We start from the raw sequence: 13,930 nt of genomic DNA, 5'->3' as shown, positions 1-13,930 counted from the left end.
TAGGCTGCAGCCAGAACCGCTGCAAGCGCGCATCGCGTGCCGAACCCGTCTACCGGGCACAAATAACAGCTTTTCTGTTTTTGTGGGTCATCAAGCTTTCATCGATTGGCAAGGTGTGCTTGCCACTATGGGTCGTTGAGCGTGCGTTGATTCCCGACGCGCTGCTTTTGTTGTGATAGAGTGAAGCCGTGACGCATGAAGTAACCAACCAGTCGCCTCCGATCGCCGGCACCAATGCCTGGCGCAGCGATCCCTTGCTGATGCAGGTGGCAGAGCGGTTCTCAGAACCTGTGCGCAAGGAACTCGATACGCTTGGGCGTTTCGTGCGTAATCAGGAGGCACTTGATCTGGCCCGTCTGGCCAATGCCGAAACGCCTCAGCTCAGAACCCATGACCGGTATGGAAACCGGCTCGATCTCGTCGAATATCATCCCGCATATCACGCATTGATGCGTCGCTCCGCCGCCAACGGGCTCCATTCCTCCATCTGGGAGAAGACGGAATCCGAGGCAGGACATCGCCATCAGATACGTGCTGCGCGCTTTTATCTGACGGCACAACTCGAATGCGGTCATCTATGCCCGCTGACCATGACCAATGCCTCGCTTGCGGCATTGATGGCGGACAACACGCTGTTTCGCCGCTGGGCGCCACGCGTGGCCGTCCGCAAATACGATCATTCGAACAAGCCAGTGGCGCAGAAGAACGGCATCACCATAGGTATGGGGATGACCGAAAAGCAGGGCGGAACCGATGTGCGCGCAAACACCACGCGGGCCGAACGCCTTGAAGGAAAGATCTATCGTCTGACGGGCCACAAATGGTTCCTGTCTGCGCCAATGTCCGACGCTTTTCTGGTGCTGGCGCAGGCCGATCAGGGGTTGTCCTGTTTTCTGGTGCCGCGGGTGCTGGAGGACGGCGCCGGAAACGGCCTGCATTTCCAGCGTCTCAAGGAAAAGCTCGGCAATCGCTCGAATGCCTCATCAGAGGTGGAATTCCACGGCACAATGGGTGAACTGGTCGGCGAGCCGGGTGGTGGCATCCGCACCATCATGGACATGGTGACGCTGACGCGGCTCGACTGTGCACTGGGCTCGGCGGGCATGATGCGTGCGGCACTGGCGGAAGCCGTGCATCACACGCGCCACCGTAAGGCTTTCGGCTCGCGGCTCATCGAGCAGCCGCTGATGATGCGGGTGCTTGCCGACATGGCCCTTGACGTCGCGGCGGCAACGGCGCTTTCGATGCGGCTCGCCCGTTCCTTTGACGAGGCCGCCGACAGCCGCGGTGATGCGGCCTTCGCCCGCGTCATGACGCCGGTGGTCAAATACTGGGTCTGCAAGCTGGCGCCCGCCGTCACCTATGAGGCGATGGAGTGCCTGGGCGGCAATGGCTATGTCGAGGAGGCCCCGCTCGCCCGTCACTACCGTGAAGCCCCGGTCAACGCGATCTGGGAAGGCTCCGGCAACGTGATGGGACTTGACGTTTTGCGCGTCCTTGAGCGCAATGCCGGGCTTTTTGACGATGTGCTTGGGATGATTGGCAGAGACCTTGGCGAAAAAGGCGGCGCAACGCTGGAGGTTCTGGCCGCCGCTGCGCGCGTGTGTCAGACGGATGAGGGGTCGGCCCGCATCCTGACCGAACAGCTCGCCCTGGCGGCAGCCGCAGCCGAGTTGAAACGCATGGGTGCCGGAAGGGTTGCCGATGCCTTCATCGAGACGCGTCTTGCCGGCCAGTGGCGCAGCACTTACGGAATGCTGGATGCGCGGCACGATGCGGCCTCCATCCTCGATGTGCTTTATCCGGACGCGAGCTGAGCGACAACCGTTAGAACAAGCGGCATCGTGAAGAAGGCGAGCGCTGTCTGCAGCGTGGTTATACTCGCGTAAAGTGGTGCATCACCACCGAGTTGACGTGCGAGAAGATAGCCATTCATGGCGGTGGGAACCGCCGCACAGAGCGCCAGGTAGTCGAGCGCCGGTCCAGTGACGCCAAAACCGAGCGCCATCGAAATCATGAGCGCCGGAAAGAAGATCAGTTTCAGAAAGGCGGAGGTCCACAGGGCTACCGGTGCGCCCAGGAAATCGCCGGGACGCAGGCTGGCGCCAATGGTCAAAAGCCCCATCCCGAGCGCAGCGCGACCGACCAGATCAAGCGTCTGGTTCAAAGGCGGGTAGAGTCCAAAGGGCATGAACCGCAGAACCACCGCACCCGCCGCCGCCAGAACCATCGGGTTTCGGACCACGTCCAGAAGGACCTTTGACCACGATGCGCTGCGGTCCGCAAACCGTGTGACCACGAACACCGAGGCGATGTTGATGGGGATGATGATCGTCGCCATCACAAGTGCGACCACGGCTGCACCTTCGGGAGGAAAGAGCTTCTGCGCGACCGCCAGCGCCATGAAGCCGTTCCAGCGTACCGCAGTCTGGAAGAGCGAAGAATACTGACTGTGCCTGATCAATCCGCTTGCTTTCAGCAGGGGCCATATGGCCAGCACGAGAAGGATCATCACGAGGACCGAGACCATCAGAGCCCCAAGCAGGGCGTCCAGCCGGAGTTTTGAGAAGTCCGCATTGGCAATGGTGATGAAAAGCAGCGCGGGGTACAGGAACCAGTAGCAAAGCTGCTCCAGCCCCGGCCACGTTTCGTCCCTGATAAGCGGTGTCCGGCGCAGCGCGTTTCCCGCAATGATGACCAGGAAAATCGGCAGGGTGCTTTCGAAAATGGCGAACATGGGAAACCGGGAAGAGAGGGGATCTTATTGCTAATGACCGGCCGCAGGTCTGTAAAGCCGGAGCCCCACTCTCCGCGCCTGTGAAAGTTAACCTTAATGATTGGTAACCGTTGCAGGGAGATTTGCGGCGGTTCAGTGTGACTTTTATCCGGGAACGAGAGTCATGAACCGCACATTTTCTATCCTTCTGTCTGTCTACTGGGCCGTCATTTTCGGTCTGGCCGCCTGGTCAGCCGCGCAGGCCGAAGGCATTATCGTGCCCGCTGGCGCTCTGGGTGCTGAGACCGCCTGGCAAGCAACAACATTCTTCGGCCATTTGGGTATTGTGCTGGGCAACGCGCTGGTGGCCGCGCTTTTCACGTGGACGCTCTTTGTGTCTGTGCTTGAAAATGGAGACCGGCACGAGACGGCAAACGTTGCCGGACTGGCCTGCGCCGCTGCATTGGTCATGCTGCTTGTCGACGTGTTTCATGCAGGGCTTTCCTCAAATGCAACCGCGTTCTCGCCCTCGACCGCCACAACGATGAAATTCCTCGCTGTTCTGGCGTCTCATCTGGTGATGCGGCGGGAGGAGGGGATCGCGGAACAGGAAAAAACCGTACCGGCCGCAGCGCCCATGTCCCGGGTCTCGACACTGCAGATTATTGATGCCGCTCACGAAGCCATGGCGTGGCGTGTTGCCCGCAGGCAGCGGCTGCGTTTCTCGCCGCCCGCCAACGATCATCGGAGCCCGTAATGCGTTATCTTCTGATTTTCTGGGCGCTCCCGCTCGGCCTGTTCTGGGGATGGTATGGACTGTCCTATCATGACATCAACTTCGGCCTCGGCTTTTTCAGCCGGGAGATGAATGACCTGCTGTTTCGGATTTACGGCAACATTCTGGGCATCGACCCGACCATTATTCCAGGCATGGTAGCCCGGGCCTGCGTGCTCGACAGCTTCATCCTTCTGGCCATCATCGCGTTCCGGCGCCGGCGCGCCCTGTGGACCTGGTTCAAAGAGAAACGGGCGGCTTATCGTGTGGATGAGGCGGGCCCGGAAGCGCGCAACCTGTCGAGTGCGCCCTGAAGAATGAAGGCGGCAGCAGCCGAATCGATCCGCTCGGCCCGTTTTTTCCGTGACACATCCATCTCCAGAAGGGCTCGCTCCGCAGCGACCGTCGACATGCGTTCGTCCCAGAAGGCGACGGGAAGGTCGGTAAGCCGCTCGAAATTGCGGATAAAGGCGCGCGTCGACTGCGCACGCGGTCCTTCGCTTCCGTCCATGTTCACCGGCAGGCCGATGACAATCCCGCCCACATTGTCGCGCTCGAAAGCCGCAATCAGTGCTTCGGAATCCTGTGTGAACTTCCTGCGCATGATCACCTGCCGTGGTGTGGCAAGGGACAGGCCTCGATCGGAGACTGAAAGCCCTATGGTCCTGGTGCCGAGATCGAGGCCGGCCAGTGTCTGGCCTGCTTCGAGAAAAGCGGGGAGTTCCTGCAGGTCAACCACTGACAAAACCATCTTCTCCGATTAGGACTGAGGGATCGTTTTAGCGCTGCACCGGTTACACGGAAAGCTGCCGATGTGCGATAGCCGCCATCGAGTGCGCTGCGCGACAGAGATAATGGAGGACAATCGCATGGAGCTGACCTGGTACGGCCATTCGGCATTTCGCGTGGATGCGGGTGACGCACACATCCTGATCGATCCGTTTTTCAGCGGCAACCCCTCCTGGAGCGGTGGATGGGAAGGCCCGTCCGATGGCGTGACCCATGTGTTGCTCACCCACGGCCATGACGATCATATCGGCGATGCGGTCGATATTCTGAAAAGCACCGGAGCGATGCTGGTCGCCAATTTCGAGATCTGCATGTTTCTTGTGGGTAAAGGTGTCGACCAGAGCCGGATCAACCCCGGCAACCATGGCGGCACGGTCGATTGCGGCGGTTTCACCACCACCTTTGTCAACGCGCAGCATTCCTCATCTTCTTCGGGCGAGGGCGGTGCGAACACCTATCTGGGCAATCCTGCAGGCCTGGTGCTTCATTTCCCCGATGAAAAGACGCTCTATCATATGGGCGACACCGATATTTTTAGCGATATGGCGCTGATTCATGAGTTGCATCAGCCCGAAATCGGTCTTGTACCCGTCGGCGACCGCTTCACCATGGGGGGCGCTGTGGCTGCTCTTGCCTGCCGTCGCTACTTCAAGTTCGAGACGGTTCTGCCCTGTCATTTTGGCTCGTTCCCGATCATCGATCAAACGGCGCAGAAATTCATCGACGGAATGGAAGGATCGGGCGTGAACGTACCGACGCTCAAAGTCGGCGAGAGCATAACCCTTTAGCAAATCCGGTGCGTCGGAGCGCGTTGGCGGTTGCACGCCGCCCGCGTGCCGATTATAGCCGGGGCGCAGCCAATAAGCGCCTGGAGAAAACCATGTCCGTGGACATCGATACCGTGAAGCGTGTTGCGCGCCTTTCCCGCATTGCCGTTGACGAGGCCGATGCCGAGCGCATGACGGGTGAACTCAATGCCATTCTCGGTTTCGTCGAGCAGTTGAATGAAGTGAATGTGGAGGGCGTCGAGCCGATGACCTCCGTCATTCCGATGGCGATGAAGAAGCGTCAGGACGGCGTGACCGACGGCAACAAGGCTGACGATATCGTCGCCAATGCGCCGGCCTCGGAAGACAATTTCTTCGTCGTGCCCAAAGTGGTCGAATAAGAACGCCTCGCTTCCCAACCCATTTGCCCTGACGGGCCGCCGGATTTTCACGGATCTTCCATGACAGAGCTCACCAAACTCACAATCGCCGAAGCGCGCGAGAAGCTGGCCACAAAGGCCTTCACCGCCACCGAGCTGACCGAGGCCTATCTTTCGGCCATCGATACAGCCAACGAAAAGCTCAACGCCTATGTGGCTGTCACACATGACAAGGCACGCGCCATGGCAAAGGCGAGTGACGAAAAGTTTGCAAAAGGCGAAGCCGGTCCCCTGGAAGGCATTCCGCTCGGCATCAAGGACCTGTTTGCAACGCAGGACGTTCACACCCAGGCAGCAAGCCACATCCTTGACGGGTTCAAGCCCAAATACGAATCCACCGTCACGGCCAATTTGTGGGCGGATGGCGCGGTGATGCTCGGCAAGCTCAACATGGATGAGTTTGCGATGGGATCGTCCAACGAAACCTCCTATTACGGGCCGGTCATCAATCCCTGGCGCGCCGAAGGCTCCAATGCCGATCTCGTTCCAGGCGGTTCGTCGGGTGGGTCTGCCGCCGCTGTGGCCGCCTTCCTGTGTGCGGGTGCCACCGCAACGGACACGGGCGGGTCGATCCGCCAGCCCGCCGCCTTCACCGGAACGGTCGGCATCAAACCTACCTATGGCCGCTGCTCGCGCTGGGGCACGGTGGCCTTCGCCTCCTCACTTGATCAGGCAGGGCCGATTGCGCGCGACGTCCGCGACGCGGCAATTCTCTTGAAATCGATGGCCTCTGTGGACGACAAGGACACCACCTCCGTCGACCTGCCGGTGCCGGATTACGAAGCTGCCATTGGCCGGTCGGTCAAAGGCCTGAAGATCGGCATCCCGCGTGAATACCGTCTCGACGGCATGCCGGAGGAAATCGAAGCGCTCTGGAAGAAGGGCATTGACTGGATGCGCGATGCGGGCGCGGAGATCGTCGATATCTCCCTGCCGCACACCAAGTACGCGCTGCCGGCCTACTATATCGTTGCGCCTGCCGAAGCCTCGTCAAACCTGGCGCGCTATGATGGCGTACGCTACGGCCTGCGCGTGCCCGGCAGGGACATTGCCGACATGTATGAGCAGACCCGTGCGGCCGGTTTTGGCCGCGAGGTCAAGCGCCGCATCATGATCGGCACCTACGTGCTGTCTGCGGGCTATTACGATGCCTATTATCTCAGGGCACAGAAGGTGCGCACGCTTATCAAGCGCGACTTCGAGCAGGTGTTCGATCAGGGCGTCGATGCCATCCTGACGCCAGCTACACCTTCGGCGGCCTTCGGCATCGCGGATCAGGATATGGCGTCTGATCCGGTAAAGATGTATCTCAACGACATCTTCACCGTCACGGTGAACATGGCGGGCTTGCCCGGGATTGCCGTACCGGCCGGCCTCGACCCAAAAGGCCTTCCGCTCGGCCTCCAACTCATAGGCAAGCCGTTTGACGAAGAGACACTGTTCCGTACGGCGCATGTGATCGAACAGGCCGCGGGGCGTTTTGCACCTAACAGGTGGTGGTAGTCATCATGGTGCGGCTTTGATCTAAAACAGGGGCCGCGCCATGTTCCACCTCGTTTCCGCAATAGGCTGGCTGTTCCTTCAGCCCCTCAGCCTTGTTGCGATCCTTATCGCAGTGTCGCTTCTCACCGCATTTTTCGGTTGGCGCCGCCTGTCCATGGCGGCGGGCGGCCTGTCCTTTCTGGTGCTTGTTCTTTCAGCATGGACGACGCTCGGTGCACTGGTGCTCGGGCCCCTTGAAGATCGTTTTCAGAAGCCCGTACCTATACCTGTTTCCGTCGATGGCATCATTGTTCTCGGCGGCGGACTGGAAGGCTCCATCAACATGGCGCGGGGCGGCCATGAGCTAAACTCCAGTGGGGATCGCTTTGTCGAAGTCGCGATCCTCGCGCGCCGGTTTCCGCAGGCTAAGATCCTGATCTCTGGAGGGCAGGGCGCTGTCTTTCTGGCCGGAGAGGGCGATGCGGACACCGCACCGCGTCTCTTGACCGCGCTTGGCGTGGCTGCAGACCGCCTTGTTCTGGAAAACCGTTCGCGCGACACCTATGAAAACGCCGTTTTCTCCAGAAAACTGGTTGAGCCGGCCGCAGGCGAGACCTGGCTTCTCGTCACCTCCGCCTTTCACATGCCACGCGCTGTCGGTGTGTTCCGAAAAGCCGGACTTCCGGTAACGCCCTGGCCGGTGGATTACAAAACGGCCGGCAACGAAACGCCGGGCCTGGCTGAAGACAACGCACTTGATTCCCTGCGGAACACGACCCTTGGCATACGTGAGTGGATCGGCCTAATGGCCTATCGAGTAGCTGGCAGAACGGATGAGCTATTTCCGGGGCCAAAGCCTTCCGCGCCCTGAGTCGAGTGCCTTTCAGGGCGAGAGATGGTGCATTGCAGCAAAAATGTCCGCATTTTGCCACACCTGTTGAAAATTCCTTTACCGGCACAAGTCCCTGATTATGCTGATAAACCCTCTTTTTCCGGGGTTTTACAACAGTTCTCTGGTCGCGATTTCGCCGTTTTTGGACTTGCGGAAGCCTACGCGGAGGAGTATCTCCCGCGGTCACAGATCGGCGATCGGGATTATCCCGTTCGGAGATTGAATTAAGAAAAACGGGATATGCATGGACGATAGCGTTGAGAGATCCTGCTGGGGCGTAACCGCCAAAGCAGTGATCGGGCTTGCGGGAATCATCTTTCTGGCATGGCTCTTGATTGGCGCCGAAACGGCAGCGGTCGTAGCAACGGCAAGCTGAACTACCAGCAAAACCGCACAACATCGGTTCTTTAAAGTCACAGGGCGCAGCACAATCGCTGCGCCCTTTGCTTGTTTGGGGAAATCGCCTACATCATGCGGTGTCGCGGTCGTGTCAGCGCGCTCCTTCTCCATCGTTGGGGGGCTTGCACACCGCGGGAGTTCCTCGTCTGGCCACATCCGGAGCCTTCGCCCATGTTCCTTTCCGTTTTCGACCTGTTCAAGATCGGCATCGGACCCTCCAGTTCGCACACGATGGGGCCCATGACGGCGGCGGAGCGGTTTCTGGCCGAGGTCGCCGGCGATGACTGGCCGCGCCCGACCGGCAGTGTCGTGCACCGGCTGGGTGTCAGCCTGCATGGCTCCCTTGCCTTTACCGGTGTGGGCCACGGCACGGACCGGGCCGTAATACTGGGACTTGCAGGTTACAATCCTCTGACGGTCGATCCTGATCGCATGGATGAACAGCTCGCGAGGATTGCAGCCGAGAAGATGGTCCGGCCTAAAGGGCATCAGCCATACCAGTTCGATCCGCAAAGCGACCTCGTGCTCGACAAGAAAGCGGCTCTCCCCGGTCATGCGAATGGCATGGCATTCAACGCTTATGACGCGGATGGCAGGCTCCTTTTGAGACGCATCTATTACTCCGTCGGCGGCGGTTTCGTTGTTTCCGAGGAAGAGTTGCAGACACTAAAGAGCGATGCAGGCAAGCCTGAGGCCGGCAATGTGCCGTTCCCCTTCGCGAGCGCTCGCGAAATGCTGGCCATGGCTGCTGAAAGCGGATTATCGATCGCCGAGATGAAGCGGGCGAACGAAGAAGCACATATAACCCGGGCGGAGCTCGATTCCGGTCTGGACCGCATCTGGCAGGCCATGGACGCGTGCATTGAACGCGGCCTTTCGCAGGACGGCATCATGCCCGGCGGCCTGAATGTGCGCCGTCGTGCGCGGCAGTTGCATGACAGGCTGGATGAAGACTGGCGTCAAAATCGCCCCAATCCCCTTGCGGCGAACGACTGGCTTTCCGTTTTCGCCATGGCCGTGAATGAGGAAAACGCCAGCGGCGGCCGCGTGGTGACTGCACCCACCAATGGGGCGGCGGGCGTGGTGCCTGCGGTCATGCGTTACTGGCAGAAGTTTCATGTCGATGCCGATGCCAACGGTATCCGCGATTTCCTTCTGACGGCAGCCGCGATCGGTGGCATTGTCAAGCATAACGCTTCCATATCCGGAGCGGAGGTCGGTTGCCAGGGCGAAGTCGGCTCGGCTTCCGCCATGGCGGCAGCGGGCTTTGCCGCCGTGCTGGGTGGTACACCCGAACAGGTGGAGAACGCCGCTGAGATCGCGCTCGAACACCACCTGGGCATGACCTGCGACCCAGTCGCAGGGCTCGTCCAGGTCCCCTGCATCGAGCGCAATGCTCTCGGCTCGGTCAAGGCTGTTACGGCCGCTTCTCTCGCGGTCAAGGGCGATGGGAAGCATTTTGTTTCGCTTGATGCTGCAGTGGAAACGATGCGGCAGACCGGCGTGGACATGAACGAGCGCTACAAGGAAACGAGCCTGGGCGGACTGGCGGTCAACGTCGTGGAATGCTGAATATTTCTCAACGCTGTGGAGAGCCGGCCATCGAGCTTGACCTCGGCAGGGCAGCGCCCGACATTTGAACAATGGCACTCAACCTGATCAAATTGTGCGTCGGCTGCGAAAGCGTCGAGCAGTTGCAGGACTGGATCGCGCTTCGCTTGCGGGAAAAGCAGGCACGCGGCGAGCCGGCTGAACAGTTTCACACGACGCGCATGGTGCCAAAGCGTGTAGAAGAGCTGACCGAAGGCGGATCTCTCTATTGGGTGATCAAAGGCACGGTTCAGTGCCGTCAAAGACTTTTGGACATTCGGCCGTTCCGTGATGCAGAAGGTGTGTCGCGCTGTCATCTGGTGCTGGAGCCCAAATTGGTGCGCACGCAGTTTCAGCCACGCCGTGCCTTCCAGGGTTGGCGATATCTCGAGCCAAAGGACGCGCCACAGGATCTCGGCAGCGCCGGAGACGATGCGGAAATGCCTCTGGAACTGCGCCGCGAACTGACAGAACTCGGCTTGCTGTAGCGCCCGATCTGGCGCAGGCTTACGATGAGCCTTGCAACCAGTTCGAGGACGCCCATCTTTCTTCCTATGAGCGAAAAGAAAATGCCCGCGCCGCGTCGCGCAGAGACAAAGCCCGCCGACACCCGATCACCATCGGGAGCCATTGATGCATTCGTGCGGCAGGCGCGCGCACTTGCGCCGCTGCGCGGTCCCGGCAGCGGACGGCTCATTCTTGCGCTGGACGCGACAATGAGCCGGCAGCCCACCTGGGATCTTGCCTGCAAACTTCAGGCCGAGATGTTCGATGCCGTGGGCAAAGCGGGCTCACTCAATGTCCAGCTCGTTTACTTTCGGGGTTTTGGCGAAAGCCGCGCCTCGCGTTTCGTGCGTGATACCGAAGCTTTGAAAACGCTCATGACCAGGATTGACTGCCGTGGCGGCCACACGCAGATCGGCAAGGTTCTGGCGCACGCTCTCAAGGAAACCGCACGCGAGAAGGTAAACGCGCTCGTCTATATTGGCGACGCCATGGAAGAGAGCGTCGACGATCTATCGGACAAGGCCGGGCGTCTTGGCCTGAGCGGCGTGCCGGTTTTCGTCTTTCAGGAAGGGCAGGATCCGATTGCTGAACGGGCATTCCGCGAGATCGCCCGTCTGTCGAAGGGGGCATGGTTTCGCTTCGATTCGCGGTCCGCGGCCGAACTCGGCAGACTGCTGTCCGCCGTCGCGGTGTATGCGACGGGCGGTCTCAAGGCACTCCGCGACCGGAACAGACCCGAGGATCGCAGGATGCTGGAACATCTGCGCGATAACAAAGACCGATGAGCTTCCCGTTCTTCTTCTTCGCGCTCTTGTTGCTACTGACTTTGGGCAGCTTCGCGCTCTTGAATGCAAACCCGAAGCGGGTGGCCAACACTTTGCGGATGGCCGGTCCGGCTTTGCTGGCGCTTGCCGGTGTCGTCATGCTTTTCGCCGGCAGGGCAGGGATCGGGGGAATGTTGATTTCTGCTGCGGCTGCCTGGTTCGGTTCCGCGCGTTTGAAGATGGGACAGAAAAAGAAGCCTGGCCAGAGCTCTACGGTGCGTTCGGCAGCGCTCGAAATGGAGCTCGATCACGATAGTGGAACATTGTCCGGGGTGGTTCTGGCCGGCCGGCACGAAGGGCGCCGGCTCGCAGAGATGACGCTGGAGGAGCTGCTTTCGCTCTATACGGAGCTTGAAAGCGATGAAGAGAGCCTAAGGCTTCTGGAAACCTATCTTGACAGCGAATTCCCCACCTGGCGCGATGGCGCGCAACCGAATGGCGACCGGGGGGAGGGAGTTGCGTCGGGCACGGGCCCCATGACCGAGGAGGAGGCCTATGAGGTCCTTGGTCTTGAAAGAGGTGCGTCCGTTGCGCAGATCAGAGAGGCTCACCGCCGCCTGATGCAGCGCCTGCATCCCGACATGGGAGGTACCTCGTCTCTTGCTGCCCGCATCAACGAGGCCCGCGACGTTTTGCTGTCCGCTCATGAGTGAGTTCCCGGTACGCGCTACACTATCCTGACTCATCAAAAACTCCGGTCTTACTGCTGCACGGCGTAGCAGGAGATGCTCTTCTTCTTAAGCGACGCGCAGGCCCCCCAGGCGTCGGACTTGTTCGCGAACCCGACAAAACGGGCGCGGTGGTAGGTCACACCACCCTTCTCGAAGGTCTCGGTGATCGGCACGGCGCTTGCGAGCACTGCTCCTGCCTTTTTTTCTGTTTCGGCAAGGAACATCAGCGCTTCATCCTCGCTGGGCATCGAGGCAACCTGAATGACCCAGCCACCGATGGATCCCGCGCCCTGCGCTTCTGGCGCCGTGGAAGCCGTCGGCATGGGATCGACGGCAGCGACCGGAGCGCTCGGGCGTGGCGCGGAGGCGCTGACCACAGTTGCGGCCTTAATCGGCTGCTCGGGCGCATAAGCAGTAAGCGTTTCCACTTCGGGCCGTTCGGTCGGCAGTGGAACCTGTCTGCCAGGGATCATTGCAGCGAGCGCGGTGCGGGCACCACCGGGAGCCTTGGCGATCAGCATGCGATCACGTCCGGTCGACCCCTGGTTCAGGTAGCGTTCGATAAGATCTGCCATGTGCGCATCGCGGCTGCGTGACGTGCGGCCGCCCATGACCACGGCAACGATGCTGCGGCCATTCGCCTGCACGGAGCTGGCAAGATTGAAACCGGAAGCACGGGTATAACCAGTCTTGATTCCATCGACACCCTTGACCCGCCCAAGCAGGCGATTGTGGTTGCCGTAGCGACGCTTCTTGTAGGTGAAGGACCTGGTCTGGAAGTAGCTGTAATATTGCGGATAATGCTCGCGCAGGGCGATACTGAGCTTGGCCATGTCGCGCGCGGTTGTCTTCTGCTGGCTGTTGGGCAAACCATGCGCGTTCTTGAACGTGGTACGGGACATGCCGAGCTGTCGCGCCTTCGCTGTCATCATTGAAGCGAACTTGGCTTCCGACCCGCCGAGAAACTCGGCCACGGCGGTCGCAGCATCATTTGCGGAACGGGTCACCAGCGCCCGAATGGCCTGGTCCACAGTCAGGCTGTCTCCGGGACGCAGGGCGATGTTGGTCGGTGGCTCGGCCGCTGCGTTCCGCGACACGGGAATACGGGTATCCTTGCTGATACGGCCTGTCGAAAGCGCCTCGAAGATCATGTAGGCGGTCATCATCTTCGTCAGCGAGGCAGGATACCGTGGAGCATCGGCATTTGATTCATAGAGAACCTTGCCGGTCTTCGCATCCATGACGATGCCAGCATATTTGGCGTTCGCAGAAGCCTGTTCTGCCGCGCCCAGCATGACGATACCGGAAATGAAAAGTGCAGTGAGAATCTTGCCTGAGAGCCGCACAAGATTCGCTCTACCCAACAACGCCTGACGCACGATTACACCCATTTGCATCTGGTTTCAGGCCGCGAGGCATCCCCACTCGCAGGCCCATTTCCCATCACCCTATCGGCGGCGGCGTTACCAATCCGTTTATGGTGAGCTATTCGTTGACGGAATTTCTTAACATTGACTCGAAATCGAATGATTGACCGGCCCGGATACCGGTTGGAATGAATGTCTGAACCATCCAGGTTGATGATGGCGTAGTTTTGAACGCAAAACCCCTTCACCCATATTGTCAGGAACGGATAAGGGCTTAAAATTGTCGGAAGGGTACCTACATGTCCCACGTAAGGGCTCGGCATAGGGAATGGAATTTTTGAATATCGGTGAAGCCATGCAGCACGACGTCTGGCGAATGCAGGATGGCGAGAAAGATGGTGACAGTTCCGATCGCGGAACTGCGGTCATCACGCGTACGAAAACCAAGACGAAGAAACCGAGCCTCTATCGTGTATTGTTGCTGAATGACGATTACACCCCGATGGAGTTCGTCATTCATGTGCTTGAGCGCTTCTTCAAGAAGGATCGCGAAGCCGCGACCAGAATTATGCTGCACGTACACAATCACGGTGTTGGTGAATGTGGCGTGTTCACGTTTGAAGTGGCTGAGACCAAGGTAACGCAGGTGATGGACTTCTCCCGACAACACCAGCACCCGCTTCAATGCGTGATGGAAAAGAAATGAGGTAC

Annotated in this window: 16 protein-coding genes; 12 read left to right on the top strand and 4 right to left on the bottom strand. The window is 59.7% G+C overall.

Annotated features, from left to right (window positions below; all coding sequences use genetic code 11):
- Positions 1–188: 188 nt before the first annotated feature.
- Entirely contained in the window at positions 189–1,817 is a 1,629-nt protein-coding gene (locus P2W41_RS10715; protein WP_292895461.1) for an acyl-CoA dehydrogenase family protein, read from the top strand.
- On the opposite strand, the gene P2W41_RS10710 is transcribed toward P2W41_RS10715, so the two are convergent.
- Complete coding sequence (locus P2W41_RS10710) at positions 1,799–2,737, bottom strand: AEC family transporter (protein ID WP_404933118.1); 939 nt, start codon at positions 2,735–2,737, stop codon at positions 1,799–1,801. The genes P2W41_RS10715 and P2W41_RS10710 overlap by 19 nt on opposite strands.
- A 163-nt stretch (positions 2,738–2,900) precedes the next feature.
- On the opposite strand from P2W41_RS10710, the gene P2W41_RS10705 reads away from it, so the two are divergent.
- Both P2W41_RS10705 and P2W41_RS10700 read left to right on the top strand, forming a co-directional pair.
- Entirely contained in the window at positions 2,901–3,473 is a 573-nt protein-coding gene (locus tag P2W41_RS10705) for a hypothetical protein (protein WP_292895465.1), read from the top strand.
- Complete coding sequence (locus P2W41_RS10700) at positions 3,473–3,805, top strand: DUF6105 family protein (RefSeq protein ID WP_292895467.1); 333 nt, start codon at positions 3,473–3,475, stop codon at positions 3,803–3,805. Before P2W41_RS10705 ends, P2W41_RS10700 begins: the two co-directional genes overlap by 1 nt.
- Here P2W41_RS10700 and ruvX read toward each other — a convergent pair.
- Positions 3,751–4,236 (bottom strand): Holliday junction resolvase RuvX, encoded by a 486-nt coding sequence (gene ruvX, locus P2W41_RS10695; protein ID WP_292895469.1) that lies wholly within the window; start codon positions 4,234–4,236, stop codon positions 3,751–3,753. The genes P2W41_RS10700 and ruvX overlap by 55 nt on opposite strands.
- Before the next feature lie 124 nt (positions 4,237–4,360).
- On the opposite strand from ruvX, the gene P2W41_RS10690 reads away from it, so the two are divergent.
- From P2W41_RS10690 to P2W41_RS10675, 4 genes are all read left to right on the top strand, one after another.
- Positions 4,361–5,068: a metal-dependent hydrolase gene (locus tag P2W41_RS10690; protein ID WP_292895471.1), complete on the top strand. Its 708-nt coding sequence runs from the start codon at positions 4,361–4,363 to the stop codon at positions 5,066–5,068.
- Between the two features lie 92 nt (positions 5,069–5,160).
- Positions 5,161–5,448: an Asp-tRNA(Asn)/Glu-tRNA(Gln) amidotransferase subunit GatC gene (gatC, locus tag P2W41_RS10685; RefSeq protein WP_292895473.1), complete on the top strand. Its 288-nt coding sequence runs from the start codon at positions 5,161–5,163 to the stop codon at positions 5,446–5,448.
- A gap of 60 nt (positions 5,449–5,508) precedes the next feature.
- A complete protein-coding gene (gene gatA, locus P2W41_RS10680; protein ID WP_404933117.1) occupies positions 5,509–6,990 on the top strand; it encodes an Asp-tRNA(Asn)/Glu-tRNA(Gln) amidotransferase subunit GatA in 1,482 nt (493 codons plus the stop codon).
- Positions 6,991–7,030: 40 nt separating this feature from the next.
- Positions 7,031–7,840: a YdcF family protein gene (locus P2W41_RS10675; RefSeq protein WP_292895477.1), complete on the top strand. Its 810-nt coding sequence runs from the start codon at positions 7,031–7,033 to the stop codon at positions 7,838–7,840.
- Positions 7,841–8,044: 204 nt separating this feature from the next.
- Here P2W41_RS10675 and P2W41_RS10670 read toward each other — a convergent pair whose 3' ends face one another.
- Complete coding sequence (locus P2W41_RS10670; RefSeq protein ID WP_404933116.1) at positions 8,045–8,371, bottom strand: hypothetical protein; 327 nt, start codon at positions 8,369–8,371, stop codon at positions 8,045–8,047.
- A gap of 60 nt (positions 8,372–8,431) precedes the next feature.
- On the opposite strand from P2W41_RS10670, the gene P2W41_RS10665 reads away from it, so the two are divergent.
- The 4 genes from P2W41_RS10665 (at position 8,432) to P2W41_RS10650 (ending at position 11,834) form a co-directional block, all read left to right on the top strand.
- Positions 8,432–9,832: an L-serine ammonia-lyase gene (locus P2W41_RS10665; RefSeq protein ID WP_404933115.1), complete on the top strand. Its 1,401-nt coding sequence runs from the start codon at positions 8,432–8,434 to the stop codon at positions 9,830–9,832.
- A gap of 71 nt (positions 9,833–9,903) precedes the next feature.
- The gene (locus tag P2W41_RS10660) at positions 9,904–10,338 is read left to right on the top strand and encodes a DUF1489 family protein (RefSeq protein WP_404933114.1); all 435 of its coding nucleotides are present in this window, start codon (positions 9,904–9,906) and stop codon (positions 10,336–10,338) included.
- Between the two features lie 66 nt (positions 10,339–10,404).
- Positions 10,405–11,142 carry a VWA domain-containing protein gene (locus tag P2W41_RS10655; RefSeq protein WP_292895482.1) on the top strand — a complete coding sequence of 246 codons (738 nt, stop codon included), beginning with the start codon at positions 10,405–10,407 and terminating at the stop codon, positions 11,140–11,142.
- Positions 11,139–11,834 carry a DnaJ domain-containing protein gene (locus tag P2W41_RS10650; protein WP_404933113.1) on the top strand — a complete coding sequence of 232 codons (696 nt, stop codon included), beginning with the start codon at positions 11,139–11,141 and terminating at the stop codon, positions 11,832–11,834. Before P2W41_RS10655 ends, P2W41_RS10650 begins: the two co-directional genes overlap by 4 nt.
- Positions 11,835–11,881: 47 nt before the next feature.
- Here P2W41_RS10650 and P2W41_RS10645 read toward each other — a convergent pair whose 3' ends face one another.
- Positions 11,882–13,243, bottom strand: a complete 1,362-nt coding sequence (locus P2W41_RS10645; protein ID WP_404933112.1) for a serine hydrolase — start codon at positions 13,241–13,243, stop codon at positions 11,882–11,884.
- 352 nt (positions 13,244–13,595) lie between these two features.
- Between P2W41_RS10645 and clpS the strand changes: the two genes are divergently transcribed.
- Positions 13,596–13,925 (top strand): ATP-dependent Clp protease adapter ClpS, encoded by a 330-nt coding sequence (gene clpS, locus P2W41_RS10640; protein WP_229448042.1) that lies wholly within the window; start codon positions 13,596–13,598, stop codon positions 13,923–13,925.
- Positions 13,926–13,930 lie beyond the last annotated feature (5 nt).

The sequence above is a fragment of the Nitratireductor sp. L15S-10 genome (genome assembly GCF_045011005.1).
Classification (GTDB): Bacteria; Pseudomonadota; Alphaproteobacteria; order Rhizobiales; family Rhizobiaceae; genus Nitratireductor.
The sequence above is the reverse complement of the archived record's forward strand: the minus strand, read 5'-3'. Positions and strand labels throughout refer to the sequence as shown.

Bases quoted from the DNA above. Each gene is read 5' to 3' on its own strand.
- P2W41_RS10675 (WP_292895477.1), top strand. From the start codon at position 7,031: ATGTTCCACCTCGTTTCCGCAATAGGCTGGCTGTTCCTTCAGCCCCTC.
- P2W41_RS10660 (WP_404933114.1), top strand. From the start codon at position 9,904: ATGGCACTCAACCTGATCAAATTGTGCGTCGGCTGCGAAAGCGTCGAG.
- P2W41_RS10645 (WP_404933112.1), bottom strand. From the start codon at position 13,243: ATGGGTGTAATCGTGCGTCAGGCGTTGTTGGGTAGAGCGAATCTTGTG.
- P2W41_RS10670 (WP_404933116.1), bottom strand. From the start codon at position 8,371: ATGGAGAAGGAGCGCGCTGACACGACCGCGACACCGCATGATGTAGGC.
- P2W41_RS10710 (WP_404933118.1), bottom strand. From the start codon at position 2,737: ATGTTCGCCATTTTCGAAAGCACCCTGCCGATTTTCCTGGTCATCATT.
- P2W41_RS10665 (WP_404933115.1), top strand. From the start codon at position 8,432: ATGTTCCTTTCCGTTTTCGACCTGTTCAAGATCGGCATCGGACCCTCC.
- P2W41_RS10690 (WP_292895471.1), top strand. From the start codon at position 4,361: ATGGAGCTGACCTGGTACGGCCATTCGGCATTTCGCGTGGATGCGGGT.
- gatA (WP_404933117.1), top strand. From the start codon at position 5,509: ATGACAGAGCTCACCAAACTCACAATCGCCGAAGCGCGCGAGAAGCTG.
- gatC (WP_292895473.1), top strand. From the start codon at position 5,161: ATGTCCGTGGACATCGATACCGTGAAGCGTGTTGCGCGCCTTTCCCGC.
- P2W41_RS10705 (WP_292895465.1), top strand. From the start codon at position 2,901: ATGAACCGCACATTTTCTATCCTTCTGTCTGTCTACTGGGCCGTCATT.
- P2W41_RS10655 (WP_292895482.1), top strand. From the start codon at position 10,405: ATGAGCGAAAAGAAAATGCCCGCGCCGCGTCGCGCAGAGACAAAGCCC.
- P2W41_RS10700 (WP_292895467.1), top strand. From the start codon at position 3,473: ATGCGTTATCTTCTGATTTTCTGGGCGCTCCCGCTCGGCCTGTTCTGG.
- P2W41_RS10650 (WP_404933113.1), top strand. From the start codon at position 11,139: ATGAGCTTCCCGTTCTTCTTCTTCGCGCTCTTGTTGCTACTGACTTTG.
- clpS (WP_229448042.1), top strand. From the start codon at position 13,596: ATGCAGGATGGCGAGAAAGATGGTGACAGTTCCGATCGCGGAACTGCG.